The organism is Thiorhodococcus minor, from assembly GCF_010820565.1.
GTDB lineage: Bacteria > Pseudomonadota > Gammaproteobacteria > Chromatiales > Chromatiaceae > Thiorhodococcus > Thiorhodococcus minor.
Window position 1 is genome coordinate 1 of record NZ_JAAIJQ010000029.1, and the last position, 18245, is coordinate 18245.

General features: G+C 66.3%; 19 protein-coding genes. 9 read left to right on the forward strand and 10 right to left on the reverse strand.

Annotated elements, in window-relative coordinates:
- Positions 1-521 precede the first annotated feature (521 nt).
- From glyA to thiL, 8 genes are all read left to right on the forward strand, one after another.
- A complete protein-coding gene (gene glyA / locus G3446_RS11310; protein ID WP_164452941.1) occupies positions 522-1778 on the forward strand; it encodes a serine hydroxymethyltransferase in 1257 nt (418 codons plus the stop codon).
- An 89-nt stretch (positions 1779-1867) separates the two neighbouring features.
- Complete coding sequence (gene nrdR, locus G3446_RS11315; protein ID WP_164452942.1) at positions 1868-2380, forward strand: transcriptional regulator NrdR; 513 nt, start codon at positions 1868-1870, stop codon at positions 2378-2380.
- 47 nt (positions 2381-2427) lie between these two features.
- Entirely contained in the window at positions 2428-3525 is a 1098-nt protein-coding gene (ribD, locus tag G3446_RS11320; protein WP_164452943.1) for a bifunctional diaminohydroxyphosphoribosylaminopyrimidine deaminase/5-amino-6-(5-phosphoribosylamino)uracil reductase RibD, read from the forward strand.
- 148 nt (positions 3526-3673) lie between these two features.
- Positions 3674-4333, forward strand: coding sequence for a riboflavin synthase (locus tag G3446_RS11325; protein WP_164452944.1), 660 nt, complete (start codon positions 3674-3676; stop codon positions 4331-4333).
- Between the two features lie 56 nt (positions 4334-4389).
- Positions 4390-5520, forward strand: coding sequence for a bifunctional 3,4-dihydroxy-2-butanone-4-phosphate synthase/GTP cyclohydrolase II (ribBA, locus tag G3446_RS11330; protein WP_164452945.1), 1131 nt, complete (start codon positions 4390-4392; stop codon positions 5518-5520).
- A gap of 127 nt (positions 5521-5647) precedes the next feature.
- Positions 5648-6118, forward strand: coding sequence for a 6,7-dimethyl-8-ribityllumazine synthase (ribH, locus tag G3446_RS11335; protein WP_164452946.1), 471 nt, complete (start codon positions 5648-5650; stop codon positions 6116-6118).
- 1 nt (position 6119) lies between these two features.
- The gene (gene nusB / locus G3446_RS11340) at positions 6120-6611 is read left to right on the forward strand and encodes a transcription antitermination factor NusB (protein ID WP_164452947.1); all 492 of its coding nucleotides are present in this window, start codon (positions 6120-6122) and stop codon (positions 6609-6611) included.
- 19 nt (positions 6612-6630) lie between these two features.
- Positions 6631-7587, forward strand: a complete 957-nt coding sequence (gene thiL, locus G3446_RS11345) for a thiamine-phosphate kinase (RefSeq protein ID WP_164452948.1) — start codon at positions 6631-6633, stop codon at positions 7585-7587.
- Positions 7588-7732: 145 nt separating this feature from the next.
- On the opposite strand, the gene G3446_RS11350 is transcribed toward thiL, so the two are convergent.
- The 9 genes from G3446_RS11350 to hoxE all read right to left on the reverse strand — a co-directional run bounded on the left by G3446_RS11350 (position 7733) and on the right by hoxE (position 14525).
- Entirely contained in the window at positions 7733-8095 is a 363-nt protein-coding gene (locus tag G3446_RS11350) for a type II toxin-antitoxin system RelE/ParE family toxin (protein WP_164452949.1), read from the reverse strand.
- Complete coding sequence (locus tag G3446_RS11355) at positions 8092-8331, reverse strand: type II toxin-antitoxin system ParD family antitoxin (RefSeq protein WP_164452950.1); 240 nt, start codon at positions 8329-8331, stop codon at positions 8092-8094. The genes G3446_RS11350 and G3446_RS11355 overlap by 4 nt, the downstream gene beginning before the upstream one ends.
- 68 nt (positions 8332-8399) lie before the next feature.
- Positions 8400-8897, reverse strand: coding sequence for a hydrogenase maturation protease (locus G3446_RS11360; RefSeq protein WP_164452951.1), 498 nt, complete (start codon positions 8895-8897; stop codon positions 8400-8402).
- Between the two features lie 9 nt (positions 8898-8906).
- Positions 8907-10334: a Ni/Fe hydrogenase subunit alpha gene (locus G3446_RS11365; protein ID WP_164452952.1), complete on the reverse strand. Its 1428-nt coding sequence runs from the start codon at positions 10332-10334 to the stop codon at positions 8907-8909.
- A 212-nt stretch (positions 10335-10546) separates the two neighbouring features.
- The gene (locus G3446_RS11370) at positions 10547-10834 is read right to left on the reverse strand and encodes a hypothetical protein (RefSeq protein WP_164452953.1); all 288 of its coding nucleotides are present in this window, start codon (positions 10832-10834) and stop codon (positions 10547-10549) included.
- Between the two features lie 36 nt (positions 10835-10870).
- Positions 10871-11413: an NADH-quinone oxidoreductase subunit B family protein gene (locus G3446_RS11375; RefSeq protein ID WP_164452954.1), complete on the reverse strand. Its 543-nt coding sequence runs from the start codon at positions 11411-11413 to the stop codon at positions 10871-10873.
- Entirely contained in the window at positions 11410-12141 is a 732-nt protein-coding gene (hoxU, locus tag G3446_RS11380; protein ID WP_209262361.1) for a bidirectional hydrogenase complex protein HoxU, read from the reverse strand. The genes G3446_RS11375 and hoxU overlap by 4 nt, the downstream gene beginning before the upstream one ends.
- A gap of 268 nt (positions 12142-12409) precedes the next feature.
- Complete coding sequence (gene nuoF, locus G3446_RS11385) at positions 12410-14029, reverse strand: NADH-quinone oxidoreductase subunit NuoF (protein WP_164452955.1); 1620 nt, start codon at positions 14027-14029, stop codon at positions 12410-12412.
- Between the two features lies 1 nt (position 14030).
- Positions 14031-14525: a bidirectional hydrogenase complex protein HoxE gene (gene hoxE / locus G3446_RS11390; RefSeq protein ID WP_164452956.1), complete on the reverse strand. Its 495-nt coding sequence runs from the start codon at positions 14523-14525 to the stop codon at positions 14031-14033.
- A 268-nt stretch (positions 14526-14793) separates the two neighbouring features.
- On the opposite strand from hoxE, the gene pssA reads away from it, so the two are divergent.
- Positions 14794-15552 (forward strand): CDP-diacylglycerol--serine O-phosphatidyltransferase, encoded by a 759-nt coding sequence (gene pssA, locus G3446_RS11395; protein ID WP_164452957.1) that lies wholly within the window; start codon positions 14794-14796, stop codon positions 15550-15552.
- A gap of 93 nt (positions 15553-15645) precedes the next feature.
- On the opposite strand, the gene G3446_RS11400 is transcribed toward pssA, so the two are convergent.
- Positions 15646-18243 (reverse strand): YbcC family protein, encoded by a 2598-nt coding sequence (locus tag G3446_RS11400; protein ID WP_164452958.1) that lies wholly within the window; start codon positions 18241-18243, stop codon positions 15646-15648.
- Between the last annotated feature and the right edge of the window lie 2 nt (positions 18244-18245).

Sequence of the window (18245 nt, forward strand, 5' to 3'; positions counted from 1 at the left end):
ACCGCCGGGAAACCAGGCGGCAAACAGAGAACACCAACTTCGGCCTAAACGGCGGCAAGGACCCGGCTTACTCTCCGTCAGCGAATAGGCCTGAGCACGCCACCCCCATCGGGGGAAGGTGTCAGACCTGACAGCTCGCCCTCAACGCCAGGGAATTGGGCTAAGATCTCCTCAGTACAGGTCTTCGCGGCACGATGGGAGTTCTTCTGATGCCCGGTTTCTGCCTCCGCGACGTTCCTCGCCACCGACCGGGTGGCACCGGCGCTCCCACGCCATCCATGGCCCACCGATACAATCCCCTCTCTATACGGCATGCCCCTATCCTCGCGGCCGGCGAGGTCGTGCCAGGATCGGATTAGTCCAACAAGGCGCTTCTGCCGAGACAACTGGAGAACGGAGGCGAGGAGAGGGTGTGGCCTGGGGAGGTCGCACTCTTGCCCTTCGCGTCTCGTCCGCAGACCGCGACGAAATCGGGAAAACTCGTTATACTGCCCTGCTTTGCATCGCCGGGGGTGAGCACCATGTTCGACAAAACCATGCAGATCAGCGACTACGACCCAGAGCTGTGGGCGGCTATCCAGGACGAGGAGCATCGGCAGGAAGAGCATGTCGAGCTCATCGCCTCCGAGAACTACGCGAGCCCGCGCGTGATGCAGGCGCAGGGCGGGGTGCTGACCAACAAGTACGCCGAGGGCTACCCGAGCAAGCGCTACTATGGTGGCTGCGAGTACGTCGACGTCGCCGAGCAGCTGGCCATCGACCGCGCCAAGCAGCTCTTCGGTGCCGACTACGCCAACGTCCAGCCGCATTCCGGATCTCAGGCCAACGCCGCCGTCTACATGGCCCTGTGCCAGCCCGGCGACACCGTGCTCGGCATGAGCCTGGCCCACGGCGGCCACCTGACCCATGGCGCCAAGCCAAATTTCTCCGGCAAGATCTACAACGCGGTCCAATACGGACTGAATCCTGAGACCGGCGAGATCGACTACGACGAGGTCGAGCGTCTGGCCAAGGAGCACAAGCCGCGCATGATCGTTGCCGGTTTCTCCGCCTACTCCCGCGTGGTCGACTGGCAGCGCTTCCGCGACATCGCGGACGCCGTCGGCGCCTATCTATTGGTGGACATGGCCCACGTGGCCGGTCTGATTGCGGCCGGTGTCTACCCGAGCCCGGTCCAGATCGCGGATGTCACCACCACGACCACCCACAAGACCCTGCGCGGTCCGCGTGGCGGTCTGATCCTGGCCAAGGCCAATCCCGAGATCGAGAAGAAGCTCAACTCCGTCGTCTTCCCCGGCATCCAGGGCGGTCCGCTGATGCACGTGATCGCGGCCAAGGCCGTGGCCTTGAAGGAGGCGTTGGAGCCGGAGTTCAAGAGCTATCAGGAGCAGGTGGTGCGCAATGCCCAGGCGATGGCCGAGGTCTTCATCGCGCGCGGCTACGACGTCGTTTCCGGCGGGACCGACGATCACCTCTTCCTGGTGAGCTTCATCGATCAGGGGCTGACCGGAAAGGACGTGGACGCCTGGCTGGGTGTCTCCAACATCACGGTGAACAAGAACGCCGTGCCAAATGATCCGCAGTCGCCCTTCGTGACCAGCGGCATCCGCGTCGGCACGCCGGCGATCACCACGCGCGGTTTCGGCATCGACGAGGTCCGCGACCTGGCGGGCTGGATGTGCGATGTCATCGACGGGCGTGGCGACGCCGCGGTCATTGCCGACGTCAAGGCCAAGGTTCTGGACCTCTGCAAGCGGTTCCCGGTTTACGGGCGCTAGCTTTCGGCAGACGCGGGATCCTGGGCTTTGCGTCCAGGTTTCATCGCGTCGCGCTGACGACTGTCCACTGACAACTGTCCACTCAACCCATGCGCTGTCCATTCTGCGGTGCTCAGGATACCAAGGTGGTCGATTCCCGCCTCTCCGGCGAGGGCGATCAGGTGCGGCGGCGGCGCAAGTGCGTCGTCTGCAGCGAGCGCTTCACCACCTATGAATCCGCCGAGCTGAATCTGCCGCGTATCATCAAGCGTGACGGCAGCCGCGTGCCCTTCGATGGCCGCAAGCTCCGTTCCGGCCTGATGCGGGCGCTCGAAAAGCGGCCGGTCGGCACGGAGCAGGTGGATACGGCGATGGCGCGCATCCAGCGGCGTCTCATGTCCTCTGGCGAGAGCGAGGTCCCCGCGCTGCGCGTCGGCGAGATGGTGATGGACGAGCTGCGTCAGCTCGATCAGGTCGCCTATGTGCGCTTCGCCTCCGTCTACCGGCATTTCGAGGACGTCGAGGCCTTCCGCGAGGAGATCGAGCGGCTCAAGCGCCAGCCCACGCCCGAGGAGACCCGTCAGCAGCTCGACCTGCTCGAGGATCTGGAGCCCAAGCCCTGATGGCGGCCCGGTGCGCCGGGTCCGAGCAGGGAGCGGACCTGGGTTACATGGCAAGGGCGATTCAGCTGGCGGAGCGTGGTCGTCTGACCACGGATCCCAATCCGCGCGTGGGCTGCGTGCTGGTGCGCGACGGCGTGATCGTCGGCGAAGGCTGGCACAGGCGCGCGGGCGAGCCCCATGCCGAGCGATTCGCCCTGGTCACCGCGGGTGACCGGGCGCGCGGGGCGACGGCCTATGTCACGCTGGAGCCCTGCTGCCATCACGGCCGCACACCGCCTTGCACGGACGGACTGATCGAGGCGGGCGTGGCGCGCGTCGTCTGCGCCATGGTCGACCCCAATCCCCTGGTCGCCGGTCAAGGTATCGCACAGCTGCGCGCGGCTGGCATCGCGACGGAGACCGGCGTCCGCGAGGCCGAGGCGCGCGCGCTGAATCCCGGTTTCGTCAAGCGCATGGCGCAGGGCCGGCCCTATGTGCGCTGCAAGCTGGCGGCGAGTCTTGACGGCCGTACCGCCATGGCGAGCGGCGAGAGCCAGTGGATCAGCTCGGAGGCGGCGCGGCGCGACGTGCATCGCTTGCGCGCGCGAAGCTCCGCGATCCTGACCGGAATCGGCACCGTCTTGGCCGACGACCCTAGCCTCAATGTCCGCCTGGATGCCAGCGAGCTCGAGGGCATGGGATCGGCGGACGAGATCCGTCAGCCGCTGCGCGTCGTCGCGGATAGCTTCTGGCGCATGCCGACGACGGCGCGCATGCTGGGACTGCCCGGCGAGACGCTGGTCGCCGGTGTGGAGCACCTTCCCGAGCGCATCGCCGCGCTCGAGGCCGCCGGGGCTCAGGTGGTCGTCTGTCCGCAGCATCTGGGGCGCGTGGATCTCACAGCGCTCATGGAAACCCTGGCGAAGCGCGCGGTCAACGAGGTCTTGCTCGAGACGGGGCCGACGCTCGCGGGCGCCGCGGTGAGCGCCGGTCTGGTGGACGAGATCATCCTCTATCTGGCGCCGCACCTCATGGGCGAGTCGGCGCAAGGGCTGTTCGATCTGCCTTGGGTCGAGGCCATGGCGGACCGCGTTGCCTTGGACATCCAGGATGTTCGGCGTGTTGGTCCAGACCTGCGGATCAGGGTGCGTCCATGCTTGGGGTGAGCGGACAGGTGCCTGGTGCTCGGCGCGAGCCTCTGCGGATGCCCTTGTGGCCGCGGGCCTCGCGGGGCGTTTTCAGGCAAGCTGGTGGACTGCGCTGCGGTTGTCCACTCTACTGCGGCTGATGGGCTCGAATAGGAAGCGTAAGACCATGTTTACAGGCATTATCCAGGCCGTTGGTCAGATTCAGCGGCTCGAGCCGCGCGGCGGCGACGTGCGGCTGTCGATCGCCACCGGTAAGCTCGCGCTCGACGAGGTCGTGCTCGGCGACAGCATCGCGGTCAACGGGGTCTGTCTGACGGCCGTCGAGCTGACGGGGCAGGGCTTCGCGGCGGATGTCTCGCGCGAGACCCTCTCCCTGACGACCTTGGGCGGTTTTGGCACGGGCAGCCGGGTCAACCTGGAAAAGGCGCTGACGCTCTCGACGCCGCTCGGCGGCCATCTGGTGAGTGGTCACGTCGATGGGGTTGGGACGCTGCTCGAGCGTCATGAGGATGCGCGCTCCTGGCGGCTGCGCATCCAGGCGCCGGAGGAGCTAGCGCGCTATATCGCGCACAAGGGCTCCATCTGCGTCGATGGGACCAGTCTCACCGTCAATGCGGTGGAAGGTGCGGTCTTCGAGCTGAACATCGTGCCGCACACCATCCAGGAGACCATCATCGGCGACTATCAGCCGGGGACGCGCGTCAACCTGGAGGTGGACTTGATCGCACGCTATCTGGAGCGCCTGCTGCTCGGCGAGCAGGCGGCCAATCCAAAGGCGTCCGGGGTGACCCTGGAATTTCTCGCCGAGCACGGCTTCGTGAAGTAGACCGGCCCACGTCGGTCGCGCGGCCAATCTTTCTGTTCGACAAAGTTGCTTTTTCTATGACCAGTCCCGGGCTCAACAGCACTGAAGAGATCATCGAAGACCTGCGCCAAGGCAAGATGGTCATCATCATGGACGACGAGGATCGCGAGAACGAAGGCGATCTGCTCATGGCGGCGGATTGCGTGACGCCCGAGGCGATCAACTTCATGGCCAAGTATGGTCGCGGCCTCATCTGCCTGACCCTGACGAAGGAGCGCTGCGAGCGGCTGCGGCTTCCCTTGATGGTCAGCGACAACCAGGCCGCGCACTCCACCGCCTTCACGGTCTCCATCGAGGCCGCACGCGGGGTTACCACAGGCATTTCGGCCGCCGACCGTGCCACCACCATCAAGGCTGCGGTTGCGGGAGACGCGGGGCCGAAAGACATCGTCATGCCGGGCCACATCTTCCCCATCATGGCCCAGCCGGGCGGCGTGCTGGTGCGCGCCGGGCATACGGAGGCCGGCTGCGACCTGGCACGCATGGCGGGCTTCACGCCGTCGTCGGCGATCGTCGAGATCATGAACGAAGATGGCTCCATGGCACGCCGCCCGGATCTCGAAGAGTTCGCACGCCAGCACGATATCAAGATCGGGACCATCGCGGATTTGATTCACTACCGCGTGCGCAACGAAAAGTCCGTGCTGCGCGAATGCACCTGCGAGCTGCCGACCGTACATGGTGATTTCAATCTCGTGGCCTATCGCGACAGCATCGACAACGAGATCCATCTGGCCCTCACCCTGGGAGACATCACCCCGGAGCGTCCCACCCTGGTGCGGGTGCATCTGCAGAACAGTCTCTGCGACCTCTTCGGCACCACTCACAATGCTTGCGGCTGGCCGCTGCAGGACGTCATGCGCAAGGTCGCGGAGGAGGGCGAGGGGGTCATCGTGGTGCTGCGTAACCGCGATAGCTCGCGGGATCTCCTCGCACGGCTCAAGGACTTCCAGCTCCATGACAGCGAGGACGAGGTGCCGGTGCGCCGTCAGGACGGCAATCAGCTCCGCACCTATGGCATCGGCGCCCAGATCCTCGCCGACCTGGGGGTGCGCAAGATGCGCGTCATGAGTGCGCCCAAGGCCATGCACGCCATTTCCGGATTCGATTTGGAAGTCGTCGAGTACACTGGCGGCAGGCCAAGCTGAAGTCTCGCGGGGCTGTTTCGGCGGTGCGGGCGCTGGGGCGAAAGGCGCCCGAGCCTGACAGCTGTTGATACATTCGTGAGATCAAATCCAAGCCTGAGGCTTGATCGACACTGACCTTGGTAGACCTATGACAATCAAGACCATCGAAGGCGCAATGCGCGCCGACAACGCGCGTTTCTGCCTGGTCGTCTCGCGCTGGAATAGCTTCGTGGTGGAGGCCCTGGAGAAGGGTGCCATCGATACGCTGGTGCGCCACGGCGCGGATGCCTCGGCGCTGACGGTCGTGCGTGTGCCGGGCGCCTTCGAGATGCCCGTGGCCATCGAGCGCATCGCCAAGAAGGGCGGCTATGACGCCATCATCGCCCTGGGCGCGGTCATCCGTGGCGGCACGCCGCATTTCGAGTACGTGGCCGGCGAGTGCGTGAAGGGCATGGCCCAGGTCAGTCTCAAATACGGTCTGCCCGTCGCCTTTGGCGTGCTGACCGTGGATACCATCGAGCAAGCCATCGAGCGCTCCGGCACCAAGGCAGGCAACAAGGGCGCCGAGGCCGCTATGTCCGCGCTGGAAATGGTGGACCTGCTGAGGCAGATCGACTGAAATGATAAGTCCGCGCAGTCAATCGCGCCGTTATGCGGCGCTGGCACTCTACCAGTGGCGTCTCACCGGCGAAGACCCGGCTCAGATCAAGCGCAACCTGCTCGACGATCCGGACTGGCTGCAGGCCGTCGCGGCATCGCTCAACGGCGTCGACGAGGACGAGCTGCTGGACGCCAAGGAGCGTTTCAACTTCAATCTCGAGCTGCTCGACGAGCTCATGTCCGGCGTCCCCGAGCACATCGAGGAGATCGACGCCAAGCTGGACCAGTTCCTGGACCGGCCGATCAGCCAGGTCGACCCGGTCGAGCTGGCGATCCTGCGCCTGGGTGCCTACGAGATCCTCTTCGCCGACAATATCCCCGATCGCGTCGCCATCAACGAGGCCGTGGAGCTGACCAAGCTGCTGGGCGCGCACGAGGGCCACAGGTACGTCAACGGCGTGCTCGACAAGATCGCCCGCCGACGCTCAGGGGACATGGGCCGCCGCGTCTAGCTGATCCGGGCCTGAGCGCGTGTCCGAGTTCGATCTGATTCGACGCTATTTCGCGGACATCGGCCCGGTGCGGCCCGATGCCGCGCTGGGCGTCGGCGACGACTGCGCCTTGCTCGAGATCCCGCCCGGCCAGGCGCTGGCCGTCAGCATCGACACCCTGGTTTCCGGGGTCCACTTCTTTCCCGATTGCGATCCCGAGCGTCTTGGACACAAGTCGCTCGCGGTCGGCCTGAGCGATCTTGCGGCCATGGGCGCAGAGCCGGCCTGGTCCACTCTGGCCTTGACGCTGCCAGCGGTCGACGAAGACTGGCTCCGCTCCTTCAGTCGGGGCTTTGCGCGCCTCTCCGCTGCCCACGGGGTGCGGCTGGTCGGGGGTGACACCACGCGGGGCCCGCTGAGCGTCAGCGTCCAGGTGCATGGGCTCGTTCCGCCTGGCGGGGCGATTCGGCGCTCCGGCGCGCGCCCAGGCGATCGCGTCTTTGTCAGCGGCACGCTGGGCGATGCTGGGCTGGCGCTGAGGCAGATTCTGGACGGCGCCGACGTCGACGAGGCGCTGCGTGGTCGGCTCGAATGCCCAGAGCCGAGGGTGCGGCTCGGCCGAGGTCTGCGCGGGCTCGCGACAGCCATGATCGATCTCTCGGACGGGCTGGCGGCCGATCTGGGGCATGTCCTCCAGGCATCCGGCGTTGGCGCTGAGCTGGAGCTGGCGCGCTTGCCGCTGAGCCCGATGGTTGCCGATGTCGTGCAGAGGGCCGGCGACTGGTCGCTGCCGCTCTCCTCGGGTGACGACTATGAGCTGTGCTTTTGTGCGGCCGAGGCCGATGCGGCGCGCGTCGAGGCCATCGCCCAGGCCGCGGGCTGCCAGGTGACGGCAATCGGCACCCTCTCAAAGGTCTCCGGCCTGCGCTGCCGATTGCCAAGCGGCGATCTCCTCGAGACAGGAATGACCGGCTACGATCACTTCTCCGCCGGCTGATCGGGCTCGGCGTGGGGCTTGAATTGCACCAAGAAGCCGTCCACAAATTCGTTCCCGATTTTGGCGGTGGCGGTGCGGAAACGACCCGAGTCGCCCGCAAGCGGGCGCCTACGCGAGCAGGAAGATTGCCGACGGTTCGATCTGGCTACTCGGACACTGAGGTCTCTTCGAGATCCCCCTCTTCAGGATCGTCATTCCCCAACAGCGCCGCAAGGTCGCGTCGACCATGCAAGATGCGCCAAATGTCGATCTTTTCCTTCTCGTCGACGTAGAAAATCAGGTACGCGGATCTCTTGATCGGCCAACTGCGCAGGCCGGGGATCCCGAGCAAATCGGCATAGCGGCGGGAGCCGATGGCTGCGTGCGTCGCGAGGGTGTGTAACGCAGCCTCGAGCTGCTTGGCGAAGGCTGTTGCGAGGCTGGGGCCACCTTCGGCGCGGCAGTAGGCAAGGATGTCGTCGATGTCGGCTTGTGCAAGCGGTCGAAGGAGCAGGGGCCTGCCGGTCACTCCGCGATCTCGCCAGAGGCGCTTGCCCGCAATCGGGCGAGCCAGGCGTCGTCGATCGGCGCCGCGGGTCCGGAGTCGCGCCCCGCCAGCAACTTTTCGCGCAGCATCTCGATATCGCGCTCACGCCGAATCAGCTCGCGGAGATACTCGCTGGTGCTGGAGTAGCTGTGTGTGGCGACTTTGCGATTCACGAAGTCGCGCAAGTCGTCGGGCAGGGAGATGTTCATGGTGGCCATGGTCGGTGCTTCGCAGTGTGGCAACCCTTGCCAAGGCTAGCACGGTTCCACTTCCTTTGGCGTTGCCGCTACGCGCGCAGGTGCGAGCCACTCGAGCTTATCTGCCCATGGGATGCGGCCCGGCCTTGCTCGAGGAGTCTCCCGACGCACGCCAGCATCCTCTCGATCGCCTGCTCGGCGGCCGGCGTCAGCTCATAGCTCGCGTAATCGAAGGAATCTCCGCCGCCCGTGACCAGATAGGTCTCGGGCACGCGCTGATAGAGCGTTTCGCACCAGGCCAGCAGCTCGCGCGGATCGAGGAAGTGCGCCATGGTGGAGACCGCGTGCTCGTCCGGCTCGAGGGCCTGGCAGCGCACCTCTCCGGGCGCGATATCCACGGCCGCGTCGAGGAAGATCACCAGCGCCTTGTCCGCCAGGTCCGCGACCATCTCGGCCGTGAGCACGTGCCGGGATGCGACCTCGATGCCGTCGCCTAAGTCCAAGGCGGCGAGCCGATCGGCCGCGAGCGGGCCCAGGGCATCATCCCCCCGGATGGGGCTGCCGTATCCGACGATCAGCGTCTTCACGTCTGCACCTCAGCCGCGCTTCAGGGTGTCGACGACATGTCCGGCAGGGTCCTTCAGCTCGATGCTCAGGGGCATCTGACCGAAGGCGTGCGAGGCGCAGGACAGACAGGGGTCATAGCAGCGGATGACCGCTTCCACGCGATTCAGCATGCCTTCCTGAAGATTGTTGCCGTCGACATAGGTATCGGCGACCTGGCGGATGGATTGATTCATCGCCAGGTTGTTGTGGCCGGTGGCGATGATGAGGTCGACCCAGGTGATGAGGCCGTCGTCGTCGATGCGGTAGTGGTGCATCAGAGTCCCGCGCGGGGCCTCGGCGACGCCGATCCCCTCATAGCGGTTGCTGCGTGCGCGTGCCCGGACGCGGCTGTCCAGGATGGTCGGGTCGTTGAGCAGACGCTCCATCATCTCGATGGCGTAGATGATCTCGACCAGCCGGGCGTAGTGGTAGTGGAAGCTGCTGGCGACGGGTGCGGAGTCCTGCAGCATGTGGAACTCGGCCAAGGCGACATCCGCATAGGGCGTCCCGCAGGCGTTGGCGTTGTTGAGCCTGGCCAGGGGGCCGACGCGGTAGATGCCCTTGGGATAGCCCTGGGCCTTGTAATAGGGAAACTTCATGTAGCTGAAGTCTTCGACCGCCTCGCCGATGAGCCGCTCGTACTCCCAGGGCGGCACCATGTCTTCCAGGATGTTGCCTTGGGCGTCCTTGACGCGCAGCACGCCGTCATAGTGCTCCAGGTTGCCCTTGGGCGTGACCAAACTCAGGAAGAGCGTCGGCATGGTCCCGAAGTGGTCGGCCTCATCCTTGAATTTGGGCACCAGCGTCTTGAAGAAGGCGTAGGTGCGCTTGGCGATCTCGAGCGCCTCGGGCAGCAGCTTGAGGATGGCGTCGCGCTTCTCCTGGGTCAGCGGCTCGCTAACGCCGCCGGGGACGACCCAGGTCGGGTGGATCTTCTTGCCGCCCAGGGTCTCGATGATGGTCTGGCCGATCTGGCGCAGCCGGATGCCGTCCTTCGCCAGGTCGGGGTGCTGGCGCATGACGCCGAAGATGTTGCGGGACACGGGATCGGCGTCCCAGCCCATGAGCAGATCCGGCGAGGACAGGTGAAAGAAGGACAGGGCGTGCGACTGGGTGAGCTGCGCCAGATTCATGATCCGCCGCAGCTTCTCGGCCGTTGGCGGAATGCTGACCGAGAGCAGATGGTCGCAGGCCTTGTTGGAGGCGATGATGTGGCTGACCGGACAGATGCCGCAGGTGCGCGCGGTGAGCGCGGGCATCTCGCGGTAGGGGCGCCCTTCGCAAAACTTCTCGAAGCCGCGGAACTGGGTCAGATGGAACTTGGCATCTTCGACCTGTCCGCTATCCCCAAGCTGCAAGGTGATGCGGGCATGCCCTTCGATGCGGGTGACCGGCTCGATGGTAACTGTGCGGCTCATGGCGGCGATCCCCTTGTGCAAATGGCCAGTGACGAAAAGCCAAGATTCGGCAAATCGAACCGCAAAGGCGCAAAGGACGCTAAGTAAAACAAAGGTTTTCTCGATGCATCTCTGTCACCCACTGGGTGGGTAAGATCCACTCCGTGACGCATTGAATTCCTTTGCGCCCTTCGCGCCTTTGCGGTTCAAACTGTCTGAATTTCCGATAACGCTCAGGTCGAGGTGGTTTGCTCCTCGTTCTCCAAGGCCTTGGCCGTGATCTCGTGATAGAGGTGGATGAGCTTGGCGATGATCTCCTGCAGCTCCGGATGCTCACCCCAATGCGGCTGCTGCTCCCGGGCGTCCTCGAAGACCTCCTGAAGGAAGTGGATATCGAAGCTGTCCAGGCGCTCGCCTCGGTCCACCTTTTCCTTGAGATCGAGCGCACGCGGCAGGCGCTGCGTGCGCATGCGGTCGAGCAGCGCGACGATGACGCCGGTCTCGGGAGTGACTTCGCTCATAGTGGATTCCTGACGGTATCGGGTGATTGGAGGGCCCTAGGCGCCGAAGCGGGTCACCTTGCTTGGGTCCGGCGTGCGGCCCGCGATCAGCTCGCTCAGCACGTACCAAATGGCGTCCGCGTGGGGCGGGCAGCCGGGCACGAAGACGTCGACTTTCACCTCAGCGTGGATCGGCCTCACCGTCTCCAGCAAGGTCGGCACGCTGCGGGTTGGGATCTGGGGCTGAAGGCTGACGTTCTCGCGATAGGCGCGGTCCATGACGTCGTCGAGCTTGAAGTGGTTGCGGATGGCCGGGACATTGCCGTTGACCGCGCAGTCGCCCAGGCTGATCAGCAGTTTGCAGTGCTTGCGAAAGGCCTTGGCCTTCTCGAGATCCTCGTCCGAGCTGATCGAGCCTTCGAGGATGCCGACGTCGACCTGATCGGGCAGCGTCTTGGTGTCGACCAGGGGGCTGTAGACGATATCGACGCGCTGGGCGAGATCGACCAGACGCTCGTCCATATCCAGGAAGGACATGTGGCACCCGGAGCAGCCGTCCAGCCAGGTGGTCGCGACGGTGGTCTTCATCGGCGTGCTCATCGGGCGTGTCTCCGGCGCGCGAGAATCGGGAGGAAGTGCTGGTCTTTGACCATTTCCCCGGCGGAAGTGCCCTGCTTGACCAAGGCGCCGGTCGGGCAGACCTGCACGCACTTGCCGCAGCTGGTGCAGGTCTCGCTCTCGCCCCAGGGGAGCGCCAGGTCCGTGATCACGCGGCAGTCGCTGCCGCGCCCCATGACATCCCAGGTGTGCGCCCCCTCGATCTCGTCGCAGACGCGAACGCAGCGGGTGCAGAGGATGCATCTGTTGTGGTCGAGCCGGAACATCTCGTGCGAGCTGTCGACCGGGTAGGGCGTCTGCCGGTACGGCACCCTGACGTGGTCGACCCCGCAGCTCTGCCCCATGGTCTGCAGCTCGCAGTGCCCGTTGGAGACGCAGACGGAGCAGACGTGATTGCGCTCGGCGAAGAGCATCTCGACGATGGTGCGGCGGTAGCGCTGGAGCCGCTCGGTGCTGGTCCGGACCTCCATCCCCTCGGTGACCCGCGTCGAGCAGGCCGCGGCGAGCCGGCCTTGGCCGGCGATCTCGACCATGCAGAGCCGGCAGCCGCCCCAGACCGAGAGGCCGTCGAGGTAGCAGAGGCTGGGGATGGGGATGGCGTTCTCCCGGCAGACCTCGATGATGGTCTCGTCCTCTCGAGCCGAGAGGTCTTGGTCGTCGATCTTGAGGGTGACGACACGGATGTTTGGCGGCGTGACTGGTAGGGGCATGGTCCCTCCGGAGAGTCGTCAGGGCCTGGCGGCGAAAGGGGCGAAGCTGGGTTTAAAGCCCGCCGAATCGGTCAACCTAAAAAGATCAGTTGAACCGCAAAGGGCACAAAGAGCGCAAAGGATTTCAATAGCTTTTCTGCGAAGCGATGCTCAGCCAGAGGCTGAAGCGACGCCGCACAGCAAGTCTCTGTTTTTCTTCGTGTCCTTCGCGCCTTAGCGGTTCCAATTGCCGAATCTCGGGTCAACAGATGGTCTGGGCGATGCCACGTCATGCTCCGGTCTCCCCCTGCAGCTTTTCCTCATACTCCTGGCGGAAGTAGCGCAGGGTGCTGAGCACGGGATTGGGCGCCGTCTGTCCGAGACCGCAGAGACTGGTGGCCTGGACGACCTCGCACAGATCTTCCAAAAGTGCCAGGTCGTCACGGCTCGCCTGAGACTTGGTGAGCTTGTCGAGGATGCCGTGCATCTGGTAGGTCCCGGTGCGGCAGGGCACGCACTTGCCGCAGGACTCCGTCATGCAGAACTCCATGAAGTAGCGCGCCACGTCGACCATGGAGGAGGTCTCGTCCATCACGATCATGCCGCCGGAGCCCATCATGGTGCCGAGCGTCTTGAGGCTGTCGTAGTCGACGGGCATGTCCAGGTGGGCCTCTGGGATGCAGCCGCCGGAGGGGCCGCCGGTCTGGACCGCCTTGAAGGTCTTGCCGTCCGGGATACCGCCGCCGATGACCTCGATGATGTCCCTCAAGGTCGTGCCCATGGGTACCTCGATCAGACCCGTGTTGGCGATCTTGCCCGCGAGTGCGAAGACCTTGGTGCCCTTGGACTTTTCGGTGCCGATGGAGGCGAACCAGTCGCCGCCCTCGCGAACGATGGGCGCGATGTTGGCGAAGCTCTCGACGTTGTTGATGAGGGTCGGGCAGCCCCAGAGGCCGGACTCGGCCGGGTAGGGCGGTCGCGGCCTCGGTTGTCCGCGCAGCCCTTCGATCGAGGCCATGAGGGCGGTCTCCTCACCGCAGACGAAGGCACCTGCGCCGAGCCGGATCTCGACCTCGAAGCTGAACTGGGTGTCGGCGATTTTGTTGCCCAGAAAGCCGGCGCGCTTGGCCTTGCGGATCGCGTTCTGCAGGCGCTCGACCGCGAGCGGGTATTCGGCCCGGACATAGATGTAGGCCTTGCTGGCACCGACGGCATAGGCGGCGATGGCCATGCCTTCCAGAACGCGATGGGGGTCCGACTCCAGCACGGCGCGGTCCATGAAGGCACCTGGGTCGCCCTCGTCCGCGTTGCAGATGACGTACTTCTGCTCGCCCGGCATCTTGGCGACGGTCGACCACTTGAGCCCCGTCGGATAACCGCCGCCGCCGCGACCGCGCAGCCCGCTGGCGGTGATCTCGCGCAGGACGTCGGCCGGGGTCATTTCGGAGAGCGCCTGAACCAGCGACGCATAGCCGCCGGCCGCCACATAGCCCTTGAAGCTGTTGGGATCGATGATGCCGGAGTTTTCCAGCACGATCTTGCGCTGACGCGCGAAGAAGGGCTGGTCCGTCGGGCAGCGCAGCCGCTCCACGGGGGACCCGCCGACACTGCCCAGGATGTCGGCGGCGTCCTCCGGCGCGACGTCGCGGTAGAGCACGGAGCCGGCAAGGTCGGCCTCCTTGTCGGCCACGGCGACCAAGGGCCCAGCTGAGCAGAGCCCCATGCATCCGACCCCTTTGACCTTGCAGGCGGGCTGGCCGTCGCCCTTGGCCTTGTCCAACGCATCCATCACCTGGGCCGCGCCGGAGGACTGACAGCTGGCGGCCATGCAGACGCGCACCTCGTGCTCGACGTGGGCATCCTCGGCTTTGAATTCGGCGGCCTTCTCGGCCAATTCTTCCAGATGCATATCAGTCCAGCTCCTCGAGCTTGGCGACCAGGGTGTCCGAGCCGAGCTTGCCGACGACATCGCCGTCCAGCACGACGGCCGGCGCGAGTCCGCAGGCACCGACGCAGCGCGCCGTGAGCACCGAGAGCTTGTCGTCCTCCGTGGTCTCTCCGGAATTGACGCCGTAGCGCTCTTCGATCCCCTCCAAGAGTGCTCCAGCTCCTTTGATGTAGCAGGCCGTTCCGGTGCAGACCACGCAGGCGTGGCGGCCCTTCGGCTTGAGCATGAAGATGTGATAGAAGGTCGCGACGCCGAAGACCTTGCTGAGCGGCAGATCCAGGGACGCGGCGACGAAGCGCAGCGAGGTCTCCTCGAGATAGCCGAAGGCGTTCTGTACGCTGTGCAGGGTCTCGATCAGGGCGTGATCCGCATATCCGTTGCGGCGCATGGTGGCGTTGACCAGTTTCCAGCGCTTGTCGTCAGTGGGCATCGGCGGTCTGGCGTGCTGCAGTGTCATATCACCTCCCAGGCGGTGGTGGTCGGAGGCGCGCGGCGGCGCTCGGCTCTGGTGATGCGGCAGGCTCGGTTAACCAGAAGGGTCGGGGTGCCAGTCAAGCTATAGACACTATGACGTAAATCGATGACAGGTGCGTGTCCATGTCCGCAGCACTGCGGGCGGGCGTGTCGAGTTGCAAGTGCTGGCTCGCATTTCTTTCTGCCGCAGATGCTCCCCGGCTATACTCTCGCCTGCCATTCGCTCCTATCCACCGGTGAGCCCACAAATAATGGACGAGACGCTTCGGCCGCGGCGCAGGCCGCGCGGCATCTATCTGCTTCCGAACCTCTTCACGACCGCGGCCCTCTTCGCGGGCTTCTACGCCGTGCTATCCGCGACCCAGGATCGTTTCGAGGCCGCGGCGCTCGGCATCCTGGTCGCCATGCTGCTCGATGGCTTCGACGGGCGCATCGCGCGCATGACGCACACCCAGAGCGATTTCGGTGCCGAGTACGATAGCCTCTCGGACATGGTGGCCTTTGGCGTGGCGCCGGCCCTTGTGGCCTATCACTGGGCGCTGGGTGAGCTGGGCAAGGTCGGCTGGCTCGCGGCCTTCGTCTTCACCGCGGCCGCGGCGCTGCGACTGGCGCGCTTCAATACCCAGGTCGGGATCGCCGACAAGCGCTACTTCCAGGGTCTCGCCAGCCCCTCGGCCGCCGCCATCATCGCCACCGGCATCTGGACCGCGAACGACCTCGGCGTCGACGGCTCGGACGTCTCCTGGCTCGCCGCCTTCCTGACGGCCAGTGCCGGCTTGCTGATGGTGAGCAATTTCCGCTACCTGAGCTTCAAGCAGATCAACCTGCAGGGGCGGGTCCCCTTCCTGCTCGCGGTGGCGGTCATGCTCGGCTTCGCGGTGGTCTACATCTACCCGCCGCTGGTGCTCTTCGCCATGGCGGTGACCTACGCCGCCTCAGGCCCGGTCTGGACCCTCTTCCGGCTCAGGCGCAGCCGGCGCTTGCGGCGCGAAAGGGCGCCAGGGGATTAGTCGAACAGCGTCGACGGGCATGGCTCGCCCAGTGCGGCAAATCACTCTGAGCGAGAGGGCCCGGGCGCTCCCTGCGTCGGGCCGCTCTAGGCGCTAAGCCGCGTCGTAGGCAGGCGTTCCCCAGCCGCGCTCGGGGAGACGTTGCTCGAGGCCGGCGTCGTCGAGCCGGAAGAGGTGCAGCCAGCCGTTGTCCAGCATCTGGCGCACCAGCTCGTGGCGCTCGATGATGGCGTCGATCGGCTCGCGCGGGGCCTCCAGGACCACCGACAGCCGCATGGGCTCATGCATCCAGCGCTTTCCGTCGTGCAGGGACTGCATGGGCAGCCCCACGCGCAGGTCGCCGGCGTTGCCTTCCAAGACACCCAGGGCGCCGCCCACGACGTTGTGCAGCACCTTGTTGCCACTGCCGAAGCGGCGGTTGTCGGTGGTGGAGCCGTAGTACTGCAGATTGATCCAGCCGGCGACGATCATGGGCGCGGTCATGATCAGCTCCAGCACGCCGAAGCCCTCATCCTGGCGCCACTCGTAGTCGTGCAGGAAGGTCCGCCCGCCGAGGTCCAGCCCGCGGGTGCGCGCACGCGGCGCGGCGATGAAGGCGGCACAGCCGGTCAGCCCCCACTCCGGGCGCACCTGCGACCAATCCCGGCTGCGCCGGCGCACGGCCGCTTGCACCGCGCTGTGCGAGCCGGCGTCGATGCCGAGCAGGGCGGCCCGCTGCAGACGGGTGAGCTCGCCCGCGTGCTTGAGCCAGCTGCGCAGCTCGGCCAGCTCCTCGGCATAGCTCTCAGGAAGCCGGTCGGCGTCGAAGAGCCTGATGTCGTCGGTGCAGGTGTCGTGCTGGGCGGCCAGGAAGTGGGTGTCGAGCGGGATGCGGATGCCGCGCTCTGCGAGTCCCTGGCGCACCGCCTCGTCGTTCATCAGCGCGGCGGCGATGCGGGCGCTGGCCTCGCCGGTCTGGCCGGCGCAGGCGCCGCAGTCGAGCCCGCTGGCGTGGGGGTTGTTGACCGTGGTGCTGCCGTGTCCGACCAGGAGCACCAGCCGCGCGAAGCCATCGGTCAGGGACATGGCGCGCAGGATGCCCTCGGCCAGTCCGACCCGCTCCTCGGCCGGGATGCCGAGCGGCCGGCCCGCCGTCTGGGTGCCGTGGTGATGGCCATGGGCATGCTCGGCGCAAGGCGCCTGGGCCGAGGGCTCCAGGGTTGGTGCCGCCCGCCGCTCCAGCGTCGGGTCCAGGTGCAGATCGTCCGGCGCCGGCACGGGGCGGCCCATCCCCAGGCTGTCCGCCAGCAGCTTGGGGGCGTAGAGAAAGATGCCCGCCGCCTCGACGAAGGAGAAGCAGGAGGAGGCGCCCATCTTGAAGGCCTTCCAGGCCTTGGCCATGCCGAGGCGCGAGCGCTGCTGCTCGCGGGCCGCGGCGGCCTCCGTTGCGTCGGCGCCGCGCACCTCAGTGCAGACCCGATAGCTCGGGGTGAGCAGTACGGGCAGGTGCGCGCGCGCCTCTGTCATGCCGAAGGGCACATGCTCGATGGGCACGCCGAAGAAGCCCGCGAAGCCGAGCGTCTGCGCCCTTGGGCAGACCGTCTCCAAGGCGCGGCGCATGACCTCAGAGCGCACGTCGATGCAGAAGGCCGCCTGCACGACGGGGCGCTTGGCGGGACGCCCGCCGGTTGTCGATCCCTTGACCAGCTTGGCGGCCAGCTCGCGCTGATAGCCGAGCTCTAGCGCCGTGAGCAGCAGGTGATCGATCTGGTGGCGGGCCGCCGGGGCTGCGTGCTCGCCGCGCCCGAGCGCTTCGCAGACGGCGCGCCAGCGCGCGCGCAGCTGTGGCGTCACCTTGTGCTCGTAGACCAGGACATCCCAGGCGAGGCGGATGGCGAGCAGCTCGACGATGGTGTCGTCGCTGCCGCCCTGCAGCTCCTGCTCCCAGCGGATCAGCCGGGTCCAGGCGGCCCAGCCGCCAATGTCCAGGAGTGCCGCGTGCATGTAGTCGAGCGCGCCGGCCTCGGGGATGCCGAGCCGGCCGATGGCCGCGCGGATGGTGTCCCAGGGCGACTCGGGCAGCGCCTTGACGCGGGCGCGGATGCCCGGCTCGCCCATCATGGTGGCGCTGTAGTCCAGGGCCGCGAAGCTCCGCCAGGCGGCATAGAGCGAGCGCCCCTGCCAGGGCTTCTTCCAGGTCGCCTGGCCCATGTCGAAATAGGCCGCGCAGTGGTGGCCGATGCGCTCCACGACGAAGCTCGACCAATCGTCGGCCTCCTGCTCGTCGAGCACAGCCGTCAGCAGGGGCACGGCCGCGCTCGCCGGCCCCGAGTCGTCGCGCAGCGCGGCCCGCAGGGTGGCGACGTCCAGCCCCTCGCCGCAGCGCGCGACGGCCTGCGCCAGATCGGCGTCGGTGATGCGTCCCGCGGCGACCTGCTCACGGTAGTAGGCGCGTGGCATGTAGAGCCGCGCGTCGGCGACGCATGCCAGCAGGTCGGCCGCCTCGCGAAAGGATTTGTCGCGCAGCCCGTGGAAAGGATTGACGGCGACGAAGCGGTCCAGCGGCCACACAGGTGCGATGCGGTTGCAGGCCGTCTCGATCAGCCGATCCAGGTCTTGCGTGTCGCCGGCGAAGTCGGGCGTCTCGAGCAGCGGCCCGCGCGCCGAGGTGAGCTCCATCGCATCGGTCTTGGGAAGGTCTCTCATGTTCATGG